This window comes from Streptomyces sp. NBC_01591, from assembly GCF_035918155.1.
Taxonomy (GTDB): Bacteria; Actinomycetota; Actinomycetes; order Streptomycetales; family Streptomycetaceae; genus Streptomyces.
Genome location: NZ_CP109327.1, coordinates 8081847 through 8102655, shown reverse-complemented (window position 1 = coordinate 8102655; position 20809 = coordinate 8081847). Strand labels below are relative to the sequence as shown.

The window sequence follows — 20809 nt, the reverse complement described above, 5'->3', positions numbered from 1 at the left end:
ATGGGCTGAGCGGGGCGCGGAACAGGCCGGTCGGCCCAAGCGCCATGCGTTCCGTGCAACACACGATGGAGTGGGCGAGGAGCACTCAGTGGATGATGACGCTTCGCACCGACTGGCCGAGCGTCCCTCCGCAAGCACTCATATCGCCCGGAACGGGCGGGCGGTACACGCCGTCGGCCAGGAACGGAGGAACGGAGATCCCTTGTCAACAGCCAGGAGTCTGCTCGACGCGGTCCCGCCCGAGAGCCGGGCCCGCTTGCTCGACGAGGCGGCCTGCGAAGTACCGCTGGTTCTCGACGCACGGCTCTTCGAGGAAGGCAGAAGGGCCGACCGCTTCTGGGTCATCCGCTCCGGACAGGTCGAGGTCGACCTCCATGTGCCCGGCCGCCGTGCGGCGGTCGTCGAGACATTGGGACGGGACGATTTGCTGGGCTGGTCCTGGCTCTTCCCCCCGCATGTGTGGCACCTGGGCGCGCGTGTGATCCAGGCGGGGCAGGCCGTGGAATTCGATGCCGCTGCCGTCCGCTCACTGTGCGAGGCCGATGCGGTGCTGGGACGGGCGGTGTACAGGTTCGTCGCCGAGACCGTGGCGGAGCGCCTGTACGGAACACGGAAACGACTGCTGCAGCTGTACGGCCCCCGGGCCGAGGCTCCCGAGGCCTGACCGGACCGGAGAACGGGACCGTTCGGCCCTGGTGTGTTCCGCTTGTACGAACTCACGATGACGAAGCGGGACTGCGCAACCCTTGAAAGTGAGGAGGGCCACGATGAGCGACGACACGGGGTTCTCGGCGCAGAAACCGATCCGTGTGTTCCTGCTGGACGACCACGAGGTGGTCAGGCGCGGGGTGCAGGATCTGCTCGACGCGGAACCCGACATCGAAGTCGTCGGCGACGCCGGCACGGCCGACCACGCGCTGGCGCGCGGCCCGGCGCTCCGCCCCGACGTCGCGATTCTCGATGTGCGGCTGCCGGACGGCGACGGGATCACGGTCTGCCGTGAGCTGCGCTCGCGGATGCCGGAACTGGCCTGTCTGATGCTCACCTCGTTCGACGATGACGAAGCACTGCTCGACGCCATCATGGCCGGGGCGGCAGGCTACGTACTCAAGGAGATCAAGGGTTCGGACCTCGTCACCGCGGTCCGCACACTGGCTTCTGGGCGCTCGACCCTCGATCCGTCCACGACGGCACGGCTGATGAACAGTCTGCGCGAGGAGGAGTCCGGTTCCGGCTCCGAGGAGGACGACGCGCTGTCGGGGCTGTCCCCGAGGGAGAAGGACGTCCTCGCGCTGATCGGTGAAGGGCTGACCAACAGTCAGATCGGCAAGCGCCTTTATCTGTCGGAGAAGACGGTCAAGAACCACATCTCCCGTCTGCTGGCGAAGCTCGGTGTCGAGCGCCGTATCCAGGCGGCTGTGATCGCCGCGCACGCCACGGAAGCCTCCCCGCCCGGTGCCGGGCACCATCAGATCTGACCGTACGGCTCCTCGAAGCACCCCGCGCGGCATCAGGAGAGTCGCAGCGGCACCCGCCAGCTCAGCCGGGTGCCGCCCTGTGCGGACTCCCCCACGCTCATCTCCCCGCCGAGTTTCTCGGCGCGCCGTGCGAGGTTGTCGAGCCCGCTCCGGGAACCGCTGTGTCTGGGCATGCCCACACCGTTGTCGGACACGATCAGGTTCACCTCGCCCTTTCCCACCACCAGCGAGATGTCAACCGCCGTCGCCCGTGCATGGCGGGCGACGTTGCTCAGAGCCTCGCCGAGCACCGCGATCACCTGCTCGGCGGTCTCGGTCGGCACATCCGTGTCGATCAGCCCTCCCATCCGCAACGATGGCTGGAAGCCCAGCGTCCGGGCGGCCTGCTCGACCGTGGCCGCCGTCCGGGCGCGCAGCCCCTGGCCGGCCCGGCCCGAGTCACGGGCGCGGAGTCCGAAGATCGTGGACCGGATGATCTTGATGGTCTCGTCCAGATCGTCCACCGCGCGCAACAGCCGCTCGCTCGCCTGTGGCTGTTCCACGAGCCGCACCACGCTCTGCAGCGTCATTCCGGTGGCGAACAGCCGTTGAATGGCCAGGTCGTGCAGGTCTCTGGCGATGCGGTCGCGTTCCTCCAGCAGGGCGATCTGCTCGGCGGACTCGCGCCGTTCGGTGAGCTCCATCGCCAGTGCCGCCTGTCCGGCGAACGCCAGCAGGGGCGCGGTCTCCGCATCGGTGAAGGCGGGACGCTCCCGTACCCGGGCCAGCAGCAGCACCCCACGGGCCCGCTCCCCCGTGACCATCGGAACCGCGACCGCGGGGCCGAGCCCCGTCCACCGCGGCGGGCCCTCGGTGATCCTCGGATCGTGTTCGACATCAAGGCTGGTGATCGGCTCGCCCGCGTCCAGGGCGGCGCCGGCGAACGATCCCGCCCGTGGCAGGACCAGACCGCGATGCGTCTCGGCGTCCAGCCCGGACGCCTGTGCCACGCGGAGGGACTTCCCTTCCACGGCCGCGGGCAGTGCCAGCACACCAAGATCCGCATCGAGGATGCGTGAGGAGTGATCAACGATCATCCGCAGGACGTGTGCTTCGTCCGCCCCGCTCAGCAGAGCCGCGACGATCTCGCTGTTGGCTTCCTGCCAGCGTTGGCGGTCGCGCGTCTCGGCGTACAGACGGGCGTTCTCGATGGCCACTCCTGCCGCCACCGCTAGCGTCGACAGCACGGTTTCGTCCTCGGCGTCGAATGCCCGGCCGCTCCGCTTCTCGGTCAGGTACAGATTCCCGAATACCTTGTCGCGCACCCGGATGGGCACCCCCAGGAACGAGTGCATCGGGGGATGGTTCGGCGGAAACCCGTAGGACGACGGATGCTCGGATAGTTCCACCAGCCGCAATGGCTCAGGGTGGCGGATCAGCTCGCCGAGGATGCCGTGTCCTTCGGGCAGGGGGCCGATGGCCTCGCGCTGCTCCCTCATGACGCCCACCGGCAGGAACTGTGCGAGCCGGGTCCCCTCACCGACCACTCCCAGGGCCCCGTATTCGGCATCGACCACGACGACCGCGGCTTCGACGATCCGACGCAGCACCTGGGGCAGATCGAGCCCTCTGCCCACGGACATGACGGCATCCAGCAGGAGAGCCGCCTCCGCCGGACCCCTCCTCACGGCGTCCAGCCGCTCCTGAAGATCGCCCGGCAGAGTGCCCAGCCGACGGTGCGCCTCTCCGCAGTGTCCAGATCCCTTGTCCCCGTTGTCGCCCACGGTGCCTCCGTCGTGCCCCGTGTAGCCGGCGGGGTCACACTTCACGGTAGTAGCCTCACGCCGAGAAGCATCCGGTGGACGGCGACCGGCCCGGACAAGCATCACGGACGTCGCTCCGGGTCTCGCCCACCGCGCTTGTTCGCACGCCGCGACAGCTGCCCCGGGCCCGGCGGCGCGAAGAGCGTCTGTACGGCCCTGGTGGCAGAGCCACGCTCCCCGCTCGGCACGACGCCGGACGTCGGCTGGAGTCGCCACGGTTGCGCTGAGCGAAGTCGCCACAGGTGACCTGCTCATCGTGGGTCCGGGCGAGGTAGTCCCGGTGGACGGGCGGGTGGAGGGCACCGCGGCCGACCTCGACGAGTCCGTACTCACGGGCGAGTCCCTGAGCGTCGGACGGCCAGCAGGCGACACCGTCCGCAGCGGTGTGGTCAACGCCGGCGGTGCCTTCGAGTTGCGCGCCACGGCGACCGAGCAGGACAGCACGTACGCCGGAATCGTGCGACTGGCCAGGCAGGCCGGGGCCGAGTCCGCGCCCGTGGTACGGCTGGCCGACCGCTACGCTGCCTGGTTCCTTCCGCTCACCCTGGCGGTGGCGGGAACGGCCTGGCTGCTCAGCGGCTCGGCGGTTCGGGCGGTCGCGGTGCTGGTGGTCGCCACCCCGTGTCCGCTGCTGCTGGCCGCGCCGGTGGCCATCGTCTCCGGGCTCTCCCGAGCCTCACGCCTGGGAGTGGTCATGCGCGACGGTGGCGCCCTGGAGAACCTGGGCCGCGCCCGCACCCTGCTGCTCGACAAGACCGGCACCCTCACCCGCGGCCGGCCTCGCGTCGTGGATGTGCTCGCCGCACCCGTGTGGCAGCCGACGGAGGTACTGAGGCTGTCCGCGTCGCTGGACCAGTACTCACCACATGTTCTGGCCGGGGCGATCGTCGACAGTGCGCACGAGCGGAAGCTGGGCCTGTCCGTCCCGTCCGATGTCACAGAGGAGCCCGGCCGTGGTGCTTCGGGCATCGTGGACGGGCACCGGCTCTCCGTCGGCCGCTTCGATGTGCCCGGCGCCCGCCCGCCGGGCCAGGGCAGTGGACAACCGTGCGCTTCTCGACGGAGCCGCGGTGGCCTGGCTGGCCGTGGACGGTTGTCCTGTGGGGGCGGTGCTCCTCCGGGATCCCCTGCGCCATGACGCCGCGCGCACTCTGCGCCATCTGAGGGCCGCGGGCATCGAGCGGCTGCTGATGCTGACGGGCGACCGCGCGGAACCGGCCCGCGAAGTGGGTGCCGTCCTCGGCCTGGACGACGTCCGCGCCGGGCTCGACCCGGTCGGCAAGGTCGCCGTGTTACAGGCCGAACGCGAACGTGCGGTCACCGTCATGGTGGGGGACGGCGTGAACGACGCCCCCGCGCTGGCCGCAGCGGACATCGGTGTGGCGATGGGTGCTCGCGGCTCCACCGCCTCGTCGGAGGCGGCCGACATCGTGCTGACCGCCGATCGGGTGGACCGGCTCGCCGACGCCGTCTTCGTCGCCGTACGGGCCCGGAGGATCGCCGTGCAGAGCGCTCTGGGCGGAATGGCGATGTCCCTGGCGGCGATGGCCGCTGCCGCATTCAGCCTGCTGCCGCCCGCGCTGGGGCCCTGCTCCAAGAGGCCATTGACGTGGCGGTCATCCTGAACGCCCTGCGCGCGCTGCGCGTGGACCGGACAGCGCGGCCGGCGCTGACACCCGCGGCCGAGGAACTCATTCACCGCTTCGCATCGGAACACGACGACCTCCAGGACGTGCTCGAAGCGGTGCGCGGTGCGGCAGACGATCTCTCGGACGGTCCTGGCCCACAGGCTCTGGCTGGCGTCGAAGGGGCACATCGTCTGCTCACCGACCGGCTGCTTCCCCACGAGTATGCCGAGGAGCACGAGCTCTACCCCGCACTCGCGCCCACCCTGGGCGGTCCGGAGTCGACGGCCACCATGAGCCGTGCCCACACCGAGATCGAACGCCTCTCCCGCCGCATCGCGACCCACCTGCGGCTGGCCCACGCCGAGGGCGGCCTGTCCCCCGGCCAGCTCGACGACCTGCGCTGCTGCCTGTACGGGCTGCACACGGTCCTCCGCCTGCACTTCACGCAGGAGGAGGAGAACTACTTCTCGCTGGCCCAGTAAGGCCGACCGGGGCCGGCACTCCCCTGCTCCGCACCGCATTGGCGCCCAGGGGGCCTGTGGCCCTGGCGCAGAGCGTCGCAATTGGATTCGATCCCGCTTCTGGGTAGCCCACCACCCGGCCGGTGCACCGTGGCAGCGGGCGAGCGACCAGGCTGCCGTGTGCCGGCCGCCGAGTGGCCTGGACATGCCGGTACCCGCCGCGGACGTAGAGGGGCAGAGGCGGCCGGGGCGGCTCGCATGGCCCGATGGGCCCTGGTCGGATCCGAGCGGCCCGTGGTGGCGGGAACCGCATGCACTCACGCTGGAAGCAGGAACCACGAAGGGAGCCGGTGTGATGACTTCCCCCACCTCCATGACCGCTGCCTTGCCCACCGAGCACCGCGACCACCTGATGCGGCTCGCCCGCGAAGTCTCCTTCGATGCCGGCACCCGGTTGTTCGAGGAGGGCCGGCACGCCGACCGCTTCTGGATCATCCGCACCGGCACCGTCGCCCTCGACCTGCATGTGCCGGGTCGTCGTCCCGCCGTCATCGAGTCGATCGGTCGCGGTGAACTGGTCGGCTGGTCCTGGCACTTCCCGCCCTTCACCTGGCACTTGGGCGCCGAGGCGATGAGCCCGGTACGGGCCTGGGAGTTCGATGCAGAGGCGGTCCGGGCGATGTGCTCCGAGAACCCCGAGTTCGGCCGGGCGATCGCGGTCTGGGTCGGCCGGGTGGTCGCCCATCGGCTGCACGCCTCCCGGGTCCGGCTGCTCGACCTCTATGCCCCCTACGGCAGCGGTGGCCTGACGTGACGGCCCGCTCTCCGCAGGAGGACGGTACACACATCGGACCGCACCGGGTGAGTAACACGATGACGCCCCCGGGGCCACACGCGCCCGCCCGGCCGTCGTGCACGGCCGCCTCCACGGATTTCCGGTCGCCGGGCGGGCAGCATGACTCGATCCTGGCCACGACCTCCGCCCGAATTTCGGCGTCATCCCTGATGAGAGCCTGCAGTAGCGCATTACGGCGTACAACACCGACCAGGCGGCCCCCGCGGTCGGTGACCGGAAGCCTTTTCAGCCGGGACAGTGCGGCAAGCCAAGCGGCCTCGGCGACGGTCGCGCCGGGCAGCACCGTAATCGCGGGACTCGTCATGAGGTCAGCCGCTGTCTCACCGAAGGCCTTGCCGTGCATGCGTCGCTCGCGCAGCCTGCCGATGCGCCCGACCCGGTGGCCGGAGGCCTCGAAGGCGACTTTCGCGAGCAGATCGGACTCCGAGACGACGCCGACCACGTGGTCCTCGTCGTCCACGACCGGAATCGCGCCGACCTGCTCGCGTGCCAGGAGGCGGGCGATGTCGCGGTACGGCAGATCGTCGCGCAGGGAGGCGGCGGGCACGTCCATCACGTCCCGCGGCGCCGCAACTGCTCGCGGTGGAGGCGCTCGGGTCGACGAGCGTGGTGTGCACCGACAAGACGGGCACGCTCACCCAGGCCGAGATGACCGTCGTCCAGCTGTGGGTGAACGGTGTGCCGCACTCCGTCGCCGGAGTGGGATACGCACCCGTCGGTGAGGTCACCGACGCCGGACCTGTGCGGGAGCTGCTCCGGACAGCGGCACTGTGCAGCAATGCCCGACTGGTGCCGCCGACCGGCCGGGACGGTTGGCGGGTGCTCGGCGACACCACCGAGGGGGCCCTGGTGGTGGCTGCCATGAAGGCCGGCCTGGATCCGGCGGCCGAGGAGGCCCGTACTCCGCGGGTGGCGGAGCATCCGTTCGACTCCGTTCGCAAGCTGATGAGCACCGTGCACCGCGACCTCGACGGCAGCTACCTGGCGTACGTCAAGGGCGCGCCACTGGAGCTGCTCGCCCGCTGCGACGCGGTCGACCGGCAAGGCGCGCGGGAGCCACTGACGGACGCCTGCCGTGCAGAGATCACCGCAGCCGCGGACGGCATGGCGGGGCAGGGCCTGCGCGTGCTGGCGGTCGCCCGACGGCAGGTCGACGGCCCGCACCCGCCGCTCGGGGACGCCGAGTCGGGGCTGACCTTCCTGGGTCTGGCCGGGATGTACGACCCGCCCCGGCCCGAGGTGCGGGACGCGGTGGATGCCTGCAGGCGGGCCGGAATCCGGATCGTCATGGTCACCGGCGATCATCCCCTGACCGCCGAGGCCGTCGCCCGCCGAGTCGGCATCGTACGGGGACGAGCCCCGTCCGTGGTGACAGGCACACAGCTGGACGCACTGGACGACGGCGGCCTGGATGCTCTGCTGGCGAGCTCCACCGAGCTGTTGCTGCGCCGGGTCAGCCCCGAGCACAAGATGCGGGTGGTCACCGCGCTGCAGCGGCGCGGCGAGGTCGTCGCCGTCACCGGGGACGGCGCCAACGACGCGCCCGCCCTCAAGCATGCGAACATCGGCATCGCCATGGGCGCCTCCGGCACGGACGTCGCCCGTGAGGCAGCGGTGATGGTGCTTCTCGACGACTCTTTCGCCTCCATCACCACGGCGGTGGGTCTCGGCCGTTCGGTCTACCGGAACATCCGCAAATTTCTGATCTACCTCTTCAGCCACAACATCGCCGAACTCGTACCGATCCTCGCGGCGACCTTCGCCGGGTTCCCGCTGGTACCGATCACGGCCGTGCAGGTCCTCGCCATCGACCTCGGCTCAGACGTGCTGCCCGCTCTGGCGCTGGGCGCCGAGCCGATGGAGCGCGACGTCATGGACAGCCCGCCGCGGCCACGCCGGGAACGGCTGTTCTCGACAGCTGTCATGGGCCGCATCCTCTTCCTCGGCGGTATCCAGGCCCTCGGCGTGTGCGCCGTGTTTTTCTGGCACATACACGCCTCCGGCATCCCGTATGCCGACTTCACCAAGAGCGATCCCGTCTACCGGGAGGCGATCACCATGGTTCAGGCCGGCATTGTCGTCAGCCAGTTCTTCAACTCGCTCGCGGTGCGCACCGACCGGCAGAGCGTCTTCCGAGTCGGCTTGCTGACCAATCCCTGGCTGCTGGCCGCAGGCTGTTTCGGAATCGGGCTGATGGCGGCCATCAGCTACGCGCCGCCGCTCCAGGCGATCTTCAACACCGCGCCGCTGGCAGCTGCGGACTGGGCAGTTCTGGCCGCGTTCGGGGCGCTGTTGCTGGCCGCCGAGGAAGCACGGAAATGGGTGCTGCGGCGGCGTGGTACGCCTCTGAAGGGAGAAACACGATGAGAGTGATCATCGTGGGCTGCGGCCGAGTCGGTGCCACCCTCGCCACGCAGCTCGCCGCCGAAGGCCACGACGTGCGCCTCGTCGACCGACGGACCGAGGCGCACAGGCTGCTGCCGCCAGGATTCCCCGGCGCCTTCCACACAGGCAACGGCTTCAGCCGATCCGTGCTGGAAGCGGCCGGGATCGACCGCACGGACGCTTTCGTCGCGGTCACCTCGGGGGACAACAGCAATATCGTCAGCGCGCGAACCGCCAAGGAGACGTACCGGGTCCCGACCGTCCTGGCTCGCATTCACGATCCCCGCCGAGCCGACATCTACCGGGAGCTGGGCATCCCGACGGTCTCCAGTGTCCGGTGGGCCGTCAACCGCATCCACCAGATGCTTCTGCACCGCCATCTCAGCCCGGAACTCTCCTTCGGCAGCGGCGAGACTCTGGTGGTCCGCTCCCGTCTGCCGGCCTACCTCACCGGGCGGCCGCTCACCGAGTTCGACGTCGACGGGGAGATCCGCGTCGTTGAGATCACCCGCGGCAGCCGCTCACTGCTGCCCGCCCACGGTGTCCTGGCCGAACCCGGTGACCTGGTCACCTTCGCCGTCGCAGCCACCGCTCTGGGCCGGCTGCGCGGCTTTCTGGACAAGGAGCTGGGAACGTGAAGGTCCTGATCGCAGGTGCGGGCCGCCTCGGTACCCAGGTTGCCCAGGTGCTCTCCGCAGCGCGCAATGACGTCACACTCGTCGAGCACGACGAGGACCGCATCACTGAAATCGGCGACCTGCCCGCGGTGCACCTGATGGCCGGGGACGCCTGCGAGCCCGTACTCCTGGAGCGGGCGGGCGCACTGACCTGCGACCTCGTCATCGCCGCCACTGGCCGGGACGAGGACAACCTCGTCATCAGCCTGCTCGCGAAGCGCCGGTTCGGCGTGGCGCGCGTGGCCGCGCGTGTCAACGACGCGGAGAACGCCTGGCTCTTCGACGGGCGGTGGGGCGTGGACGTCGCGGTGCCCGCGGCCACTCCGCTGATCTCTCTCATCGAGGAGGCCACAGGTGCCACGGGCACGGTGGCGCTGCTGCGACTCAGCAAGGCCGGCGTCGAGGTCATCGAGACAGCAATCACCGAGAACTCCCGGGCGGCGGGTCACACGCTGGGCGAGATCACGCTTCCGGCCGGCACGGTCGTGGCCACCGTCGTCCGCGACGGGCGTCCGACGGTGCCGGGCCCCGAGGTGCGGTTGCTGCCGGGCGACGAACTCCTGCTCGTCTCGCACGAGGCCACCGAGCGGGAGATTCACGCGGCCTTCCAGTGATCCCGCCGCGCCGTTCCGGCCGCGGCTCCGGCTCGAATGTACGCGATCGGGTGCGCGCGGATACGCAGCTCAGCGAGGTCCATGTCCGCCGTGTGGGGCGTGCCCAGGGCCACCGTCGAACCCGACACGAGGCGTGGCGCCCACCCCCAGCAACGTGAGCCGTGGCCGTGGCCGTGGCGCCATGCCCGTCACCACCCGGGAACGCACCCCGTCACCGTCTCGGGCAGGCGCCGGCGGTGGGCCTGAGCCGTCCGGCCACGTACGGGGGCCGTTCGACCCAATGCGGGCGGAGCGTCCCGTGGCGGATGGTCGAAGAAGGCCCAGTCGAAGAAGGCCCGAAGGAAGGAGGGGCCGGCATGCGGTGGGAGACGATTCGGAAGGATACTCCTCCTCGGACTGCCCCCCATCTGGGCGACTACGACGAGGAGTGTGCCGGCTTTTCGTGGTCGGAGGCACGGGCCAGGCTGGAAGGGCTGCCCGGCGGGCGGGGACTGAACATCGCACACGAGGCCGTGGACCGGCACGCGGCATCGCCCCGTGCGTCAGCGGTCGTGCTGCACTGCGTCGGGCGCGACGACTCCGTGACCTGCGTGACCTACGCGGACCTGAGCCGTTCGACGGCACGGTTCGCCAACGTGCTCCGCGCTCTTGGGATCGGTCACGGCGACCCGGTGGTGACGCTGCTGGGGCGGTGTCCCGAGCTATATACCGTGGTTCTCGGCACGCTGAAGAACACCAGCGTGCTGTGCCCGTTGTTCTCCGCGTTCGGACCGGACCCGGTCGCCCAACGAGTGACGCTGAGCGACGCGAAGGTGCTGGTCACCACCGCAGAGCTGTACCGCAGGAAGGTCGCCGGGCGACGCGACGGACTTGCCGCCCTGCGCCACGTACTGATCGTCGGCGAGGGCGCGGACGAACTGCCCGGCACTGTTTCTCTCGCCGCGCTGATGGCCGACGCGGCCGACACCTTCACGATCCCGCCGACGTCGCCCCACGACATGGCCCTGCTGCACTTCACGAGCGGTACCACGGGCACCCCCAAAGGCGCGGTGCATGTGCACGAGGCGGCCGTGGCCCACTACACGTCCGCGCTCTACGCTCTCGACCTCCACCAGGACGACGTGTTCTGGTGCACCGCCGACCCGGGCTGGGTCACCGGCATGTCCTACGGGATCGTCGCACCGCTCATGCACGGCGCGACCATCGTGGTGGACGAGGGAGACTACGACGCCCGCCGCTGGTACCGGATCCTCGCCGAGCAGCGGGTGAGCGTCTGGTACACGGCGCCGACGGCCCTGCGCATGCTGATGCGGACGACTCCGAGGACTGGACCGTACGACCTGCCCCATTCGTTCGACCTGAGCGCGCTGCGCTTCATCGCGTCGGTCGGCGAGCCGCTCAACCCGGAGGCCGTGGTGTGGGGGCGGGACGTGCTCGGGCTGCCGGTGCACGACAACTGGTGGCAGACCGAGACGGGTGCCATCATGATCGCCAACTTCGCCGCCTGCGACATCCGCCCCGGCTCCATGGGCCGTCCGCTGCCCGGCGTGGAAGCTGCGGTGCTGAAGCGCGCAGAGGACGATTCCGGCGGCGTGCTGCGGCCTGTTCGGGCTCAGGCCGGGCCGCGGCCTGGTGCCCTGCGGCCCGCACCATGCCGAGTACCTGCTCGGCGCGGCGACCGAGGGCGTGATCTTCCGGTCCGTGCGCGACACCGCGGCAATGCTCGACATCCTCACGGCCATCCCTGACAGGGGCGGTCCCTACCTGTCCGCCCTCCCTGCCGAGCCCTATGCACAACTGGTCGGTCGAGACCCCGGCCGACTGCGCATCGGATACCTGACGAACTCCCCGATCGGGACTTCCGTCGGCGACGAGGCGGTCGAGCATGCCGTAGCCCTGCTCACCGGACTGGACCATGAGGTCGAGCCCGTCGAGCTGGATATCGACGGACATCAGCTCGCCCAGGACTTCTCGCTGATGTGGTCCGTCGAAGTCGCCACCACCATCGCGGACATCCAACGCACCACAGGCCCCGTACCGGAGACATCGAACTCGACAGCCGCCTGCTCGCAGCCGCAGGAAGGGTGGTAAAGGCCCCCGCGTACACGGCCGCACACCAGCGATGGAACAACCACACCCGTGCGCTGACGGCATTTCACGAGCGCTACGACATGGTGCTCACGCCGTCCCTGGCGCGGGCTCCTGTACGCATCGGGGAACTGGAAACCCCCCGTGTCACCCGTTCTGTTGGGTGAATTCCTGCTGCGAGTTCGACTTCTCGGCCCCTTCTCCAGGACGAAGCTCTGGGCCGACCAGGTCACTGCCAACCTCGCGACCGCCCCCTTCTCTCAGCTCGCCAACAACACTGGCCGGCCATGTCCGTCCCTGAGGTTGATCCGCAGGCCCTTAGCGTTTCTGCTGATCACGCAAGGGGTTCGGCATCTGTGTGATTGCCGCGTAGCGGCCCGTGCGGACTCTCTTGATCATTCCTCTCTCGGTCCAGCGGGCGAGTTGGCGATAGGTGGCGACGAGGGTGACGTCGCCGAGGAGCTCGGCGATCTCTCGTGAGCGCCACAGCCGTTCGGGCTCTGCCTGCAGGATGGTCAGGACACGTGCCATGCGATTGCCGGTGTTCTGCCGGTCGGTCGTCGCGGGCAGTGCGGGCTGTGGTGGTGGGGGCGGCAGGAGGTTGATCGTCGTCGAGGTCACGACCTTGCTGCCGTCGGGTCGGCCGTCCAATTTCCTTTCCGCGTAACGGGAGATGGGTGACTTCATCTTGCGGGTGCTGACACGGGACCGCCGTGCGGGCGACAGCACCGACAGGACTCGCCGACCGATCTCCCCGATCCCCTGCTCGAAGACTCCTTCCGCGCATACCAGCAGGTCGCGAGCGGTTTGGAAGGCGATGGTGAAGCCACAGCGGTCGGGATCGGTGCCCGGCCTGGACTCCGCCGCCTCGACCATGGCGCGGCGCAGAAGCTGGTAGAGGGTGAGCAGGGCCCACATCTCCTGCTCGACGCCGACCGGATCGTGGGAGCGCAGGACCCGTGCGTGCAGGATGGTGTGGCGGAGCGCGTAGTAGGCACTCTCGTGCTCCCAACGTTCGTGATAGAGGTGCACGAGACGGTCGGCGGGGTGGCGGCGGGCGTCCAGCAGCGTGGTTGCCAGGCGGTAGGAGCCCTCGAAGGTGCTGCCGTCCATGCAGATGACGCTCACCCGGGCCTCGATGATGCGTACCCCCAACGCCGCCGATGACCGAGAGGTACGAGGAGTCGGCGAGTGCCTTCAGAACCGGTGGACGGCGGCGCTGATTGATACGGCCCAGGACCCGTGCGCCGGTGGCGTGCACGGCGGCGAGGAAGTCGTTGCCGTCGAAGCCCCGGTCCCACAACACCAGCATCTCGGGGCTCAGATGGGGCAACAACCTTGTGGCGTACGAGGTCTCGCCCTCCCGGGTGGGGCCGAAGACCGCCCCGACCACGGCCCGTCCGACAGCGCATTTTCTTTCTGAAATTTCGCTGAGCCTCGGCGTGCTCGACACGAGTCACTGCCAGCCCCGGTACGGTCGTTCCGCTGTGCCAGGATTCCGTCCCAGAAAGGCTCAGACGCTGAACTCCGCACTCGCAGAAGCACTCTCTGTCGCCCTGCTCCTGACGGTGCTGGCCTGCGCGGTGATCCGGCCGTGGGGCTGGCCGGAGGCCGTCGTGGCTGTCCCCGCTGCCGGGTTGGTCATCGCCACCGGCGCGATCTCGCTCGACCACGCGGCGGCCGAGGCCGCCCGGCTGGGCCCGGTGATCGGCTTCCTCGCGGCCGTCCTGGTCCTGGCCCAGCTGTGCGACGACGAGGGCCTGTTCCACGCGTGCGGCGCCTGGATGGCCCGCCGGGCGGCCGGCCGGCCCCGCCGCCTGCTGGTCCTCGTGTTCGTAGCCGCCTCACTGATCACCGCAGTGCTCAGCCTGGACGCCACGGTGGTGCTGCTGACTCCGGTGGTGTTCGCCACCGCCGCCCGGCTGGGCGCCCGCGCGAAGCCGCACGTCTATGCCTGCACCCACCTGTCGAACACCGCCTCGCTGCTGCTGCCGGTCTCCAACCTGACCAACCTGCTGGCGTTCGCCGCCAGCGGCCTGAGCTTCACCCGCTTCGCCGCGTTGATGGCACTGCCCTGGCTGGTGGCCATCGGTGCCGAGTACGTGGTGATCCGCCGCTTCTTCGCCACCGACCTGGACGCGGGCGCCGAGGCCCCACCCGCCGACGAGCCCCGCGAACTGCCTCTGTTCGCCCTGCTCACGGTGGCGGGCACTCTGGCGGGCTTTGTCCTGACCTCGGCGGTCGGTATCAACCCGGCCTGGGCGGCGGCCGCAGGCGCGGCCGTCCTGGCGGCCCGCGCCCTGGCCCAGCGCCGCACCACCCCCACGGCGATCGTCCGGGCCGCGGCCCTGCCGTTCTGCGCCTTCGTCCTGGCCCTGGGCATCGTGGTCCGGGCGGTGGTCGACAACGGCCTCGCGGACGTACTGGGCCACCTGGTGCCTTTCGGCACCGAACTCCCAGACCTCCTCGCCATCGCGGCACTGGCAGCCGTACTGGCGAACATCATCAACAACCTGCCCGCCGTCCTGGTCCTGCTCCCCCTGACCGCCCCCACCGGCCCGGGCGCCGTCCTCGCCGTCCTCCTCGGCGTGAACATCGGCCCGAACCTCACCTACGCCGGCTCCCTGGCCACCCTGCTGTGGCGGCGCATCGTGCGCGAACACGACACCGACGTAGGCCTCGGCGAGTTCACCCGGCTCGGCCTGCTCACCGTGCCCGCCGCCCTGCTGCTCTCCGTGGTGGCACTGTGGGTCTCACTCCAAACGATCGGAGGCTGAAACACCGTGACTGTCATCGTCTGGATCGTCGAGGGCACCTGGCCCGCCTGCGTCGACGCCGCCCGCACCCACGCGCCCGCCAACGCTGACCTGGTGCTGCTCCACGTCACCGGCCCCGAGGTGCCGGGCGCCGCGCACGGCGCCTACGCCGGACTGCTGGGCCGCGCACGCCCCGACCGCGACCCCGGCACCGCAGTGGAACACCTGGCCGCCGCCTCCGCCGAACAGCTCCTGGCCAGCGCTGCCAAGCGGCTGGGACGCCCGTGCACCCGGCAAGAACGCTCGGGCCGCGTCGAACGGGAAGTCGTGACCGCCGCCGAAGGCGCCGACCTGCTCATCCTCGCCCGCGACGGCGACCGCACCCACCTCGGACCCCGCAGCCTCGGCCCCGCCAGCCGCTTCATCGTCGACCACGCCCCCTGCCCCGTCCTGCTGGTCTGGCCGGAGACCGCACCCAGCACAACCACCATCCCGCCACCACCACCCCACCCGCCGCACCACCACCAGTAGCCGCTATATCCAGGCCGCCAGCCCGGTACCTGAGAGATACGGCGCGGGGTAGGTGAGGCCAGACCCCAGCCCACACACCACCCACCACCGCAACCAACCACCCCCAGCGTTACTTGCGGAGGATGCGGCGGAGTTCGTCCACGATCGCGGTTGCGCGGTGGTCGGGCCCCGCTTCCATGAGGTTGGTCAGGAACGCGAATCCGACCTGGTGTGTCGCGTCGGCAAAGGCGACCTGCCCGCCGGCGCCGTCATGTCCGAAGGAGGCGGGCCCGAGGAATTCGCGGGCGAGGGAGGGAAGCTGGAATCCCATGCCCCACCGCGGAAAAGGGGGTTGTCCCCCGAATATCGGGGGGCCTTCGGTCTGCGGTCGCGTGGCGTCAGTGACCGTGGCAGCGCCCAGCAGCCGCACTCCGTCGGTCTCCACCACGGTGGATGACCAGATCGAGGCCAGCGCCCGGGCCGATGCGATGCCGCCCGCTCCCGGCAGCTCCGCCGCTTGGATACGGGGGTCGTTGAAGCCGCTGGTGGCGTCGACGAGTTCCGACGGGAACGCGTTTCCGAGGGTCATGGCCCGCTCGGTCCAGTCGATCTCCCCGGCAACGCGCGCCGCTGCCTGTTGAGCGACGAGCGCGGTGAGGCTCGTTCCGGCCCGTAGATGGGCGACCTGGTGCCGCGCCCCGCGGGGGATGCCGATCCACGCGTCGGCCTGCAGCGGTGCGGCGATGAGCTCGTCGAAGTACTGGCCGACCGTTTTGCCGGTGATCCGGCGGATGACCTCACCGGCGAGCCAGCCGTGGGTGAGGGCGTGATACGCGTGCCCCTGGCCGGCGGTCCACAGTGGTTGCTGAGCTGCCAGGCGACCCGTGACGCCATCCCAGTCGATGACGTCCTCGACGTTCAGGAAATCGCGTGGCGCCGAGAGCCCGGACCGGTGGGCGAGAAGATCGGCGACCGTGATCTTCTCTTTCCCTTCGGCGGCGAACTCGGGCCAGTAGGTCGCGACGGGAGCCTGGTAGTCGAGGAGTCCGTCCTGCACGAGACGCGCCGCGAGGATGGAGACAAGGCCCTTGGTGCAGGAGAAGATGACGCTGGTGGTGTCCTTCGTCCAGGGCGAGCGGTCGCGCGGGTCGGCAATCCCGCCCCACAGGTCAACGACTGTCTCGCCGGCCACCCGGACACAAAGTGCCGCGCCCATGGCGTCATGGCCGGTGAAAGCGGTGGAGAAGGCTTCCGCGAGGGACGCGAAGCCTGGGGCGGTGCTGCCCTCGATGCGGGTGCTCATTCCGGGGTGCCTTTGCTCTGGAGGGCCAAGGGGACGATGCCGTGCCGCTCCGGTGACCAGCTCACGTGGATGGGGTCGGATATCGAGCCGGCGAACCCGCCGTCGGTAGTGGAGTTGTCGAAGGCGAGCATCACGGTTCTACCGGTCCGGTCTTCGATGAGGCGCCCGCTGTAGAGGGATTCCTCGACGACCAACGTGGCGTCCTCTACCGGGTACGGGCCCAGGACCGCAGCGGCTGGAACACTCCAGACACCTCCGACCTGGCCGGCTTTGCGCCGTGCGGCGGACAGCCGTGGAGTGTCGCAGGACAACAGCAGTACGGACTCGCCGTCGACGGTCGTGATCTGGGGGACCTCCAGGTGGGCGAAGCCGGCGCCCACGCGGCTGAGCGGTGGCCGGACGGTCCATGCCTGAAGATCCGGTGATGTCGCGTGCCCGATCACGCCCCGGTCGTCATCAGCACCGTGGTTGGCCCGGGCCGTGATGAGCATGTGCCAGCCGTCACCGGCCGGGTCCGGGAAGACCCAGGGATCGCGCCATGCCTCCTCCGGCCAGTTGGAGTCTCCCAGCTTCTCGTACCAGCGCCCGTCCGCCTCGATGAGCGGCCCGGGCTGTTTCGTCCAGGTGTGCAAGTCCGGGGAGGTGGCCAGGCCGACGGTTTCGACGTTGCCCCCGGCGTCGAGGAAGCGGGCTCCGGTGTAGAACATCCGCCAGACGCCGTCGGGTCCGCGGAGCACGCTGCCCGTCCACGTGGCGGTCTCGTCGAAAGTGCCGGGTTGTCCGGGGCCGAAGACCGGTCCGTGGTCCTGCCAGTCGACCAGGTCGACGGAGGTGGCGTGCCCGATCCGGGCGTTGCGGTGGCGCAGCTCCGGGTCGCCCAGGTTCTTGGGTGCGTGGAGGTAGAACAGGTGGAAGGTGTCGCCGTCATCGGCGAACCAGAAGTCCCACACCCAGGCGTGGTCGAGGCGAAATGTCATGCATTGTCCTTGTGGCTGCGGCTGTCGTCGTGAGCAGGCCGGACCGATGAGGGGGACGGAGGAGGGGCGCTTCAGCCCTTGACCGCGCCCTGGAGAAGCGCCTTGATGAACTGGCGCTGGAAGATGACGTAGATCACGATCGTCGGCAGCATGATAATCAGCGCACCCGCGAACAGCAGGGGGAGCTGGTTGAGGTACTGCCCCTGGAACGCTCCCAGGGCTCCGGCCATGGTGCGTTTGTCGGGATCGTCGACCAGGACCAGGGGGAGGAGGAACTGGTTCCAGGTCCACAGGAACAGCAGGATGGCCAGGGCGGAGAGGGCGGGCATGGCCAGTGGAATCTGGATGCGGCGGATCTCCTGGAAGGTGCTCGCCCCGTCGATGCGGGCCGCTTCGGAGAGTTCGGTGGGGACGCCGACGAAGTGCGCACGCATCCAGACGACGCCGAAGGGCATGTAGAGCCCGATCAGCGGAAGGATGATCGCCCACTGGGTGTTGAGCAGTCCCATGGCGCTGATCTCGTAGTAGATCGGGATGATGATCGCTTCGAAGGGAATGGTCAGTCCCAGCAGGAGCAGGACGAACACGTATCTCCCGCCGGGAATACGCAGGTTGCCCAGGGCGTAGCCGGCCAGCGTCGACAGGAGCAGGCTGAGCGGTACGACGCCGAGGATGATCAGGGTGCTGGAGCCGAGGAGTTCCCAGACGTGCGCGGTCTGGAAGGCGACGACGAAGTTGCCCCACTGGGGATCGCTGGGCCAGGAGAACCCGTCAGGGATGCGATCCGCGGGCTGCAGGGCTCCGGAGAGCATCCCGGCGAGCGGCAGCAGAGTGAGGATCAGCACGAGGACGAGGACGACGCGTCCGATGACCGCTTCTGTCTTGTTGACGACCATCAGTCTCGTTCCCTTCCCAGCAGTTGAATGGGCAGCACTGCCAGGAGGACGAGTGCGAGGAGGATGATGCCGAAGGCGGACGCCAGGCCGACTTCGCTCTGGGTGAAGGCGAGCCGGAAGATCGAGATGCCGGGGACGAGCGTGCTGGTTCCCGGGCCGCCCTTGGTGGTGGTGTAGATGATGTCGAAGCTGCTCAGCGCGGCGATGACAGTGATGGTGACCAGCACCACGATCTCCTGCCGCAGCCCGGGAAGGGTGACGGTCACGAATTCTCGCCACCAGCCCGCCCCGTCGAGCCGTGCCGCCTCGTAGAGGGAGGCGTCGATCTTTCCGATGCCGGTGAGCAGCAGGATGGTGCACAGGCCGGTCAGCACCCAGGAGCCGATGAGGCCGACGGCGGGCAGAGCGGTCCCGAAGCCCGCCAGCCAGGACCGCGAGAGGAAGCCCAGGCCGACGGAGTCGAGAATGGTGTTGATCGTGCCGGTCTGCGCGTACATCCACGACCAGGCGATACCGGCGGCCACCAGCGGGATGATCTGCGGAAGGAACAGCACCGTGCGGGCGACCGTGGCGAAGGGACCGGGCCGCATCGTGCGGATCAGGGTCGCCAGGGCCAGGCCGCTGGCAACCGGGATCACCGTGAAGAAGACGATGAGGACCAGCGCGTTGACGATCGAGATCAACAGCTCCGGATCGGTGAAGACCCGGACGTAGTTGTCGACGCCGACCCAGGTCGACGCGCCGATGCCGTTCCAGCGGTAGAACGAGTACTGCACGGCCGTGATCAACGGGTAGACCACGAAGGCGCAGAAGAACGCCAGTGCCGGCAGGACGAAGAGCCAGCCGATGACGCGCCGGTGGCGGGCCGCCCTTCGTACGGAGGGCCGGCCGGCCTGACCGGAGGACCTTCCGACGCCCGCAGCATGAGCGCCCACGTCGGGGCGCCGCAGTGCCGCGGTCGGCTTCGGGTCCTCATGCTTACGGACATCGTTGACCATCAGCCCGTCAGCTCCTTGGCGTAGTACTCCTGGATCGCCGCCACGAAAGCCTTGGGTTCCATGCGCCGGGTCAGCAGCTTCTGCTCGTCCGGCTGGAAGGCGCCCGCGTAGATGCCCGCCGTGGTGTTGGCCATGAAGTCGACGAACCCGTCATCGGATCCGACCTTCGCCGACGCCGCGAGGGCCTGCGCGATCAGCGAACCGTCCTTCACCTTGGGCAGCTCCTGCGAGGGATCTCCACCCGGGGAGGCGCCCGTGACGTCAACCACGATCTGACGGGCCTTGGGGTCGGTGTGGATCCAGTCCAGGAAGAACGCCGCCGCGTCGGCATGCTTCGCTTTGGCCGGGATGGCGAAGGAGTTCGCGGCGCCCATCGCCACGTGCGCACCACCGGCGGTAGACGGAGGCGCCAGGACGAACCGGGCCGCGCCTTCCCCCATCGCCTTGTCGGTCTTCGCGGCGTCCCAGTTTCCGTCGAACATCAACAGACCCTTGCCCGCCTGGAAGTTGGACACCATCGTCGTGTAGTTGATCGCGTTCACGTCGGAGGGGAAGTACCCCGCGTCGGCCCACTTCTTGAAGGTCGTGGCGCCCTTGAGGCTGGCCTCGGTATCGAAGGTGGCACCGGGCTTGTTGAACATCCAGTTCACCAGGTCCGCCTTGTCCCCGTACTGGTTGATCAGCGACTGGAGCGCGAACGTGCCCACGCCATCCTGCATTCCGATCTGCACAGGAAGGATCTTGGCCGCCTTGGCCTTGGCCATCCACCGCTCCAGCTCCGCGATGGTCGATGGTGCACCGGAGAGCCCCAACTGCTTGGCGTACTTCTGGTTCACGTAGATGCCCGTGACGCTGTAGCCCAGGCCCATCTGGTACAGGGAGCCCTCGCCCCTGACTCCCTTGGCGCTCATCCGGGACGCGGCCAGCTGGCCGGCGGAGAACTTGTCCCACCCGTAGCCCTTGAAATACGGGTCGAGGTTGGTCAGGAGCCCGTCCTTGACGGTGTCCCCCATGGTGGGAAGCCGGATGAGGTCGGGCGCGTCGGCGCTGGCCAGGAGGCGTGGCGAGTTGGCGGTGAGGTTGGCGAAGCTGTCCCGGACGACCTTGAAGGTGACGTTCGGGTGCTGCTTTGTGAATTCGTCGGCCAGGTTGTCGGTGACGGGGAAGCCCGCTTCGTCCTGGATCTTGATCGTGATCTTGTCGGACGGGAGCTTCAGGCTCACCTTGCCCGATGCGGTCGGGCTCGCTTCCGGGGATCCCGGCGCACACCCGGCCAGGACAAGCCCGCTCACGGCGACCGCGGCCGTGACGGCCGGCCTCCAGCTCATGATTGATGCGGCTCTGCGTCCCTCACCGGGGCGGTTCGACTTGTGTGCCATG

The 20809-nt window shown here is 69.4% G+C and carries 17 protein-coding genes and 2 pseudogenes; 11 read left to right on the top strand and 8 right to left on the bottom strand.

The genetic code is table 11. From position 1 onward, the window contains the following. Positions 1–202 precede the first annotated feature (202 nt). Together OG978_RS37475 and OG978_RS37470 are read left to right on the top strand one after the other, a co-directional pair. A complete protein-coding gene (locus OG978_RS37475; RefSeq protein WP_326769488.1) occupies positions 203–664 on the top strand; it encodes a cyclic nucleotide-binding domain-containing protein in 462 nt (153 codons plus the stop codon). A 103-nt stretch (positions 665–767) separates the two neighbouring features. Further along, positions 768–1478, top strand: a complete 711-nt coding sequence (locus OG978_RS37470) for a response regulator transcription factor (protein WP_326769487.1) — start codon at positions 768–770, stop codon at positions 1476–1478. A 32-nt stretch (positions 1479–1510) separates the two neighbouring features. Here the strand turns inward: OG978_RS37470 and OG978_RS37465 are convergent, their stop codons facing one another. Next, entirely contained in the window at positions 1511–3241 is a 1731-nt protein-coding gene (locus tag OG978_RS37465; protein WP_442817866.1) for a GAF domain-containing protein, read from the bottom strand. Between the two features lie 208 nt (positions 3242–3449). On the opposite strand from OG978_RS37465, the pseudogene OG978_RS37460 reads away from it, so the two are divergent. Continuing rightward, positions 3450–5390, top strand: a pseudogene (locus tag OG978_RS37460) (heavy metal translocating P-type ATPase); the annotation flags it as partial. 334 nt (positions 5391–5724) lie between these two features. Continuing rightward, positions 5725–6183 (top strand): Crp/Fnr family transcriptional regulator, encoded by a 459-nt coding sequence (locus OG978_RS37455; RefSeq protein ID WP_326769485.1) that lies wholly within the window; start codon positions 5725–5727, stop codon positions 6181–6183. Between the two features lie 202 nt (positions 6184–6385). Here the strand turns inward: OG978_RS37455 and OG978_RS37450 are convergent. Beyond that, positions 6386–6778: pseudogene (locus OG978_RS37450) on the bottom strand (CBS domain-containing protein); the annotation flags it as partial. Positions 6779–6807: 29 nt separating this feature from the next. Between OG978_RS37450 and OG978_RS37445 the strand changes: the two are divergent. From OG978_RS37445 to OG978_RS37425, 5 genes are all read left to right on the top strand, one after another. Then, the gene (locus OG978_RS37445; RefSeq protein WP_326769484.1) at positions 6808–8592 is read left to right on the top strand and encodes a cation-translocating P-type ATPase; all 1785 of its coding nucleotides are present in this window, start codon (positions 6808–6810) and stop codon (positions 8590–8592) included. Further along, the gene (locus OG978_RS37440; protein ID WP_326769483.1) at positions 8589–9248 is read left to right on the top strand and encodes a potassium channel family protein; all 660 of its coding nucleotides are present in this window, start codon (positions 8589–8591) and stop codon (positions 9246–9248) included. Before OG978_RS37445 ends, OG978_RS37440 begins: the two co-directional genes overlap by 4 nt. Then, positions 9245–9901, top strand: coding sequence for a potassium channel family protein (locus tag OG978_RS37435; RefSeq protein WP_326769482.1), 657 nt, complete (start codon positions 9245–9247; stop codon positions 9899–9901). The genes OG978_RS37440 and OG978_RS37435 overlap by 4 nt, the downstream gene beginning before the upstream one ends. Positions 9902–10257: 356 nt before the next feature. Next, positions 10258–11649, top strand: a complete 1392-nt coding sequence (locus OG978_RS37430) for an AMP-binding protein (RefSeq protein ID WP_326769481.1) — start codon at positions 10258–10260, stop codon at positions 11647–11649. Continuing rightward, positions 11534–11992, top strand: coding sequence for an amidase family protein (locus OG978_RS37425; protein WP_326769480.1), 459 nt, complete (start codon positions 11534–11536; stop codon positions 11990–11992). Before OG978_RS37430 ends, OG978_RS37425 begins: the two co-directional genes overlap by 116 nt. 315 nt (positions 11993–12307) lie before the next feature. On the opposite strand, the gene OG978_RS37420 is transcribed toward OG978_RS37425, so the two are convergent. Beyond that, complete coding sequence (locus OG978_RS37420; RefSeq protein WP_326769479.1) at positions 12308–13102, bottom strand: hypothetical protein; 795 nt, start codon at positions 13100–13102, stop codon at positions 12308–12310. Between the two features lie 407 nt (positions 13103–13509). Between OG978_RS37420 and OG978_RS37415 the strand changes: the two genes are divergently transcribed. Both OG978_RS37415 and OG978_RS37410 read left to right on the top strand, forming a co-directional pair. After that, the gene (locus tag OG978_RS37415) at positions 13510–14766 is read left to right on the top strand and encodes an SLC13 family permease (protein ID WP_326770276.1); all 1257 of its coding nucleotides are present in this window, start codon (positions 13510–13512) and stop codon (positions 14764–14766) included. A gap of 6 nt (positions 14767–14772) precedes the next feature. Next, complete coding sequence (locus OG978_RS37410; RefSeq protein ID WP_326769478.1) at positions 14773–15276, top strand: universal stress protein; 504 nt, start codon at positions 14773–14775, stop codon at positions 15274–15276. Positions 15277–15385: 109 nt separating this feature from the next. On the opposite strand, the gene OG978_RS37405 is transcribed toward OG978_RS37410, so the two are convergent. The 5 genes from OG978_RS37405 to OG978_RS37385 form a co-directional block, all read right to left on the bottom strand. Further along, positions 15386–16558, bottom strand: a complete 1173-nt coding sequence (locus OG978_RS37405) for a serine hydrolase domain-containing protein (RefSeq protein WP_326769477.1) — start codon at positions 16556–16558, stop codon at positions 15386–15388. Then, positions 16555–17535, bottom strand: coding sequence for a glycosyl hydrolase family 32 (locus tag OG978_RS37400; protein WP_326769476.1), 981 nt, complete (start codon positions 17533–17535; stop codon positions 16555–16557). Before OG978_RS37400 ends, OG978_RS37405 begins: the two co-directional genes overlap by 4 nt. 71 nt (positions 17536–17606) lie before the next feature. Beyond that, positions 17607–18431 carry a carbohydrate ABC transporter permease gene (locus tag OG978_RS37395; RefSeq protein ID WP_326769475.1) on the bottom strand — a complete coding sequence of 275 codons (825 nt, stop codon included), beginning with the start codon at positions 18429–18431 and terminating at the stop codon, positions 17607–17609. Then, positions 18431–19429, bottom strand: coding sequence for a carbohydrate ABC transporter permease (locus OG978_RS37390; RefSeq protein ID WP_326769474.1), 999 nt, complete (start codon positions 19427–19429; stop codon positions 18431–18433). Before OG978_RS37390 ends, OG978_RS37395 begins: the two co-directional genes overlap by 1 nt. Further along, positions 19429–20757 carry an ABC transporter substrate-binding protein gene (locus tag OG978_RS37385; protein ID WP_326769473.1) on the bottom strand — a complete coding sequence of 443 codons (1329 nt, stop codon included), beginning with the start codon at positions 20755–20757 and terminating at the stop codon, positions 19429–19431. Before OG978_RS37385 ends, OG978_RS37390 begins: the two co-directional genes overlap by 1 nt. Between the last annotated feature and the right edge of the window lie 52 nt (positions 20758–20809).

What these genes read in the sequence shown, in the direction of transcription:
- OG978_RS37430 (WP_326769481.1), top strand. Translation starts at nt 10,258, where the DNA reads ATGCGGTGGGAGACGATTCGGAAGGATACTCCTCCTCGGACTGCCCCC.
- OG978_RS37390 (WP_326769474.1), bottom strand. Translation starts at nt 19,429, where the DNA reads ATGGTCAACGATGTCCGTAAGCATGAGGACCCGAAGCCGACCGCGGCA.
- OG978_RS37400 (WP_326769476.1), bottom strand. Translation starts at nt 17,535, where the DNA reads ATGACATTTCGCCTCGACCACGCCTGGGTGTGGGACTTCTGGTTCGCC.
- OG978_RS37385 (WP_326769473.1), bottom strand. Translation starts at nt 20,757, where the DNA reads ATGAGCTGGAGGCCGGCCGTCACGGCCGCGGTCGCCGTGAGCGGGCTT.
- OG978_RS37440 (WP_326769483.1), top strand. Translation starts at nt 8,589, where the DNA reads ATGAGAGTGATCATCGTGGGCTGCGGCCGAGTCGGTGCCACCCTCGCC.
- OG978_RS37470 (WP_326769487.1), top strand. Translation starts at nt 768, where the DNA reads ATGAGCGACGACACGGGGTTCTCGGCGCAGAAACCGATCCGTGTGTTC.
- OG978_RS37420 (WP_326769479.1), bottom strand. Translation starts at nt 13,102, where the DNA reads ATGGACGGCAGCACCTTCGAGGGCTCCTACCGCCTGGCAACCACGCTG.
- OG978_RS37395 (WP_326769475.1), bottom strand. Translation starts at nt 18,431, where the DNA reads ATGGTCGTCAACAAGACAGAAGCGGTCATCGGACGCGTCGTCCTCGTC.
- OG978_RS37455 (WP_326769485.1), top strand. Translation starts at nt 5,725, where the DNA reads ATGACTTCCCCCACCTCCATGACCGCTGCCTTGCCCACCGAGCACCGC.
- OG978_RS37405 (WP_326769477.1), bottom strand. Translation starts at nt 16,558, where the DNA reads ATGAGCACCCGCATCGAGGGCAGCACCGCCCCAGGCTTCGCGTCCCTC.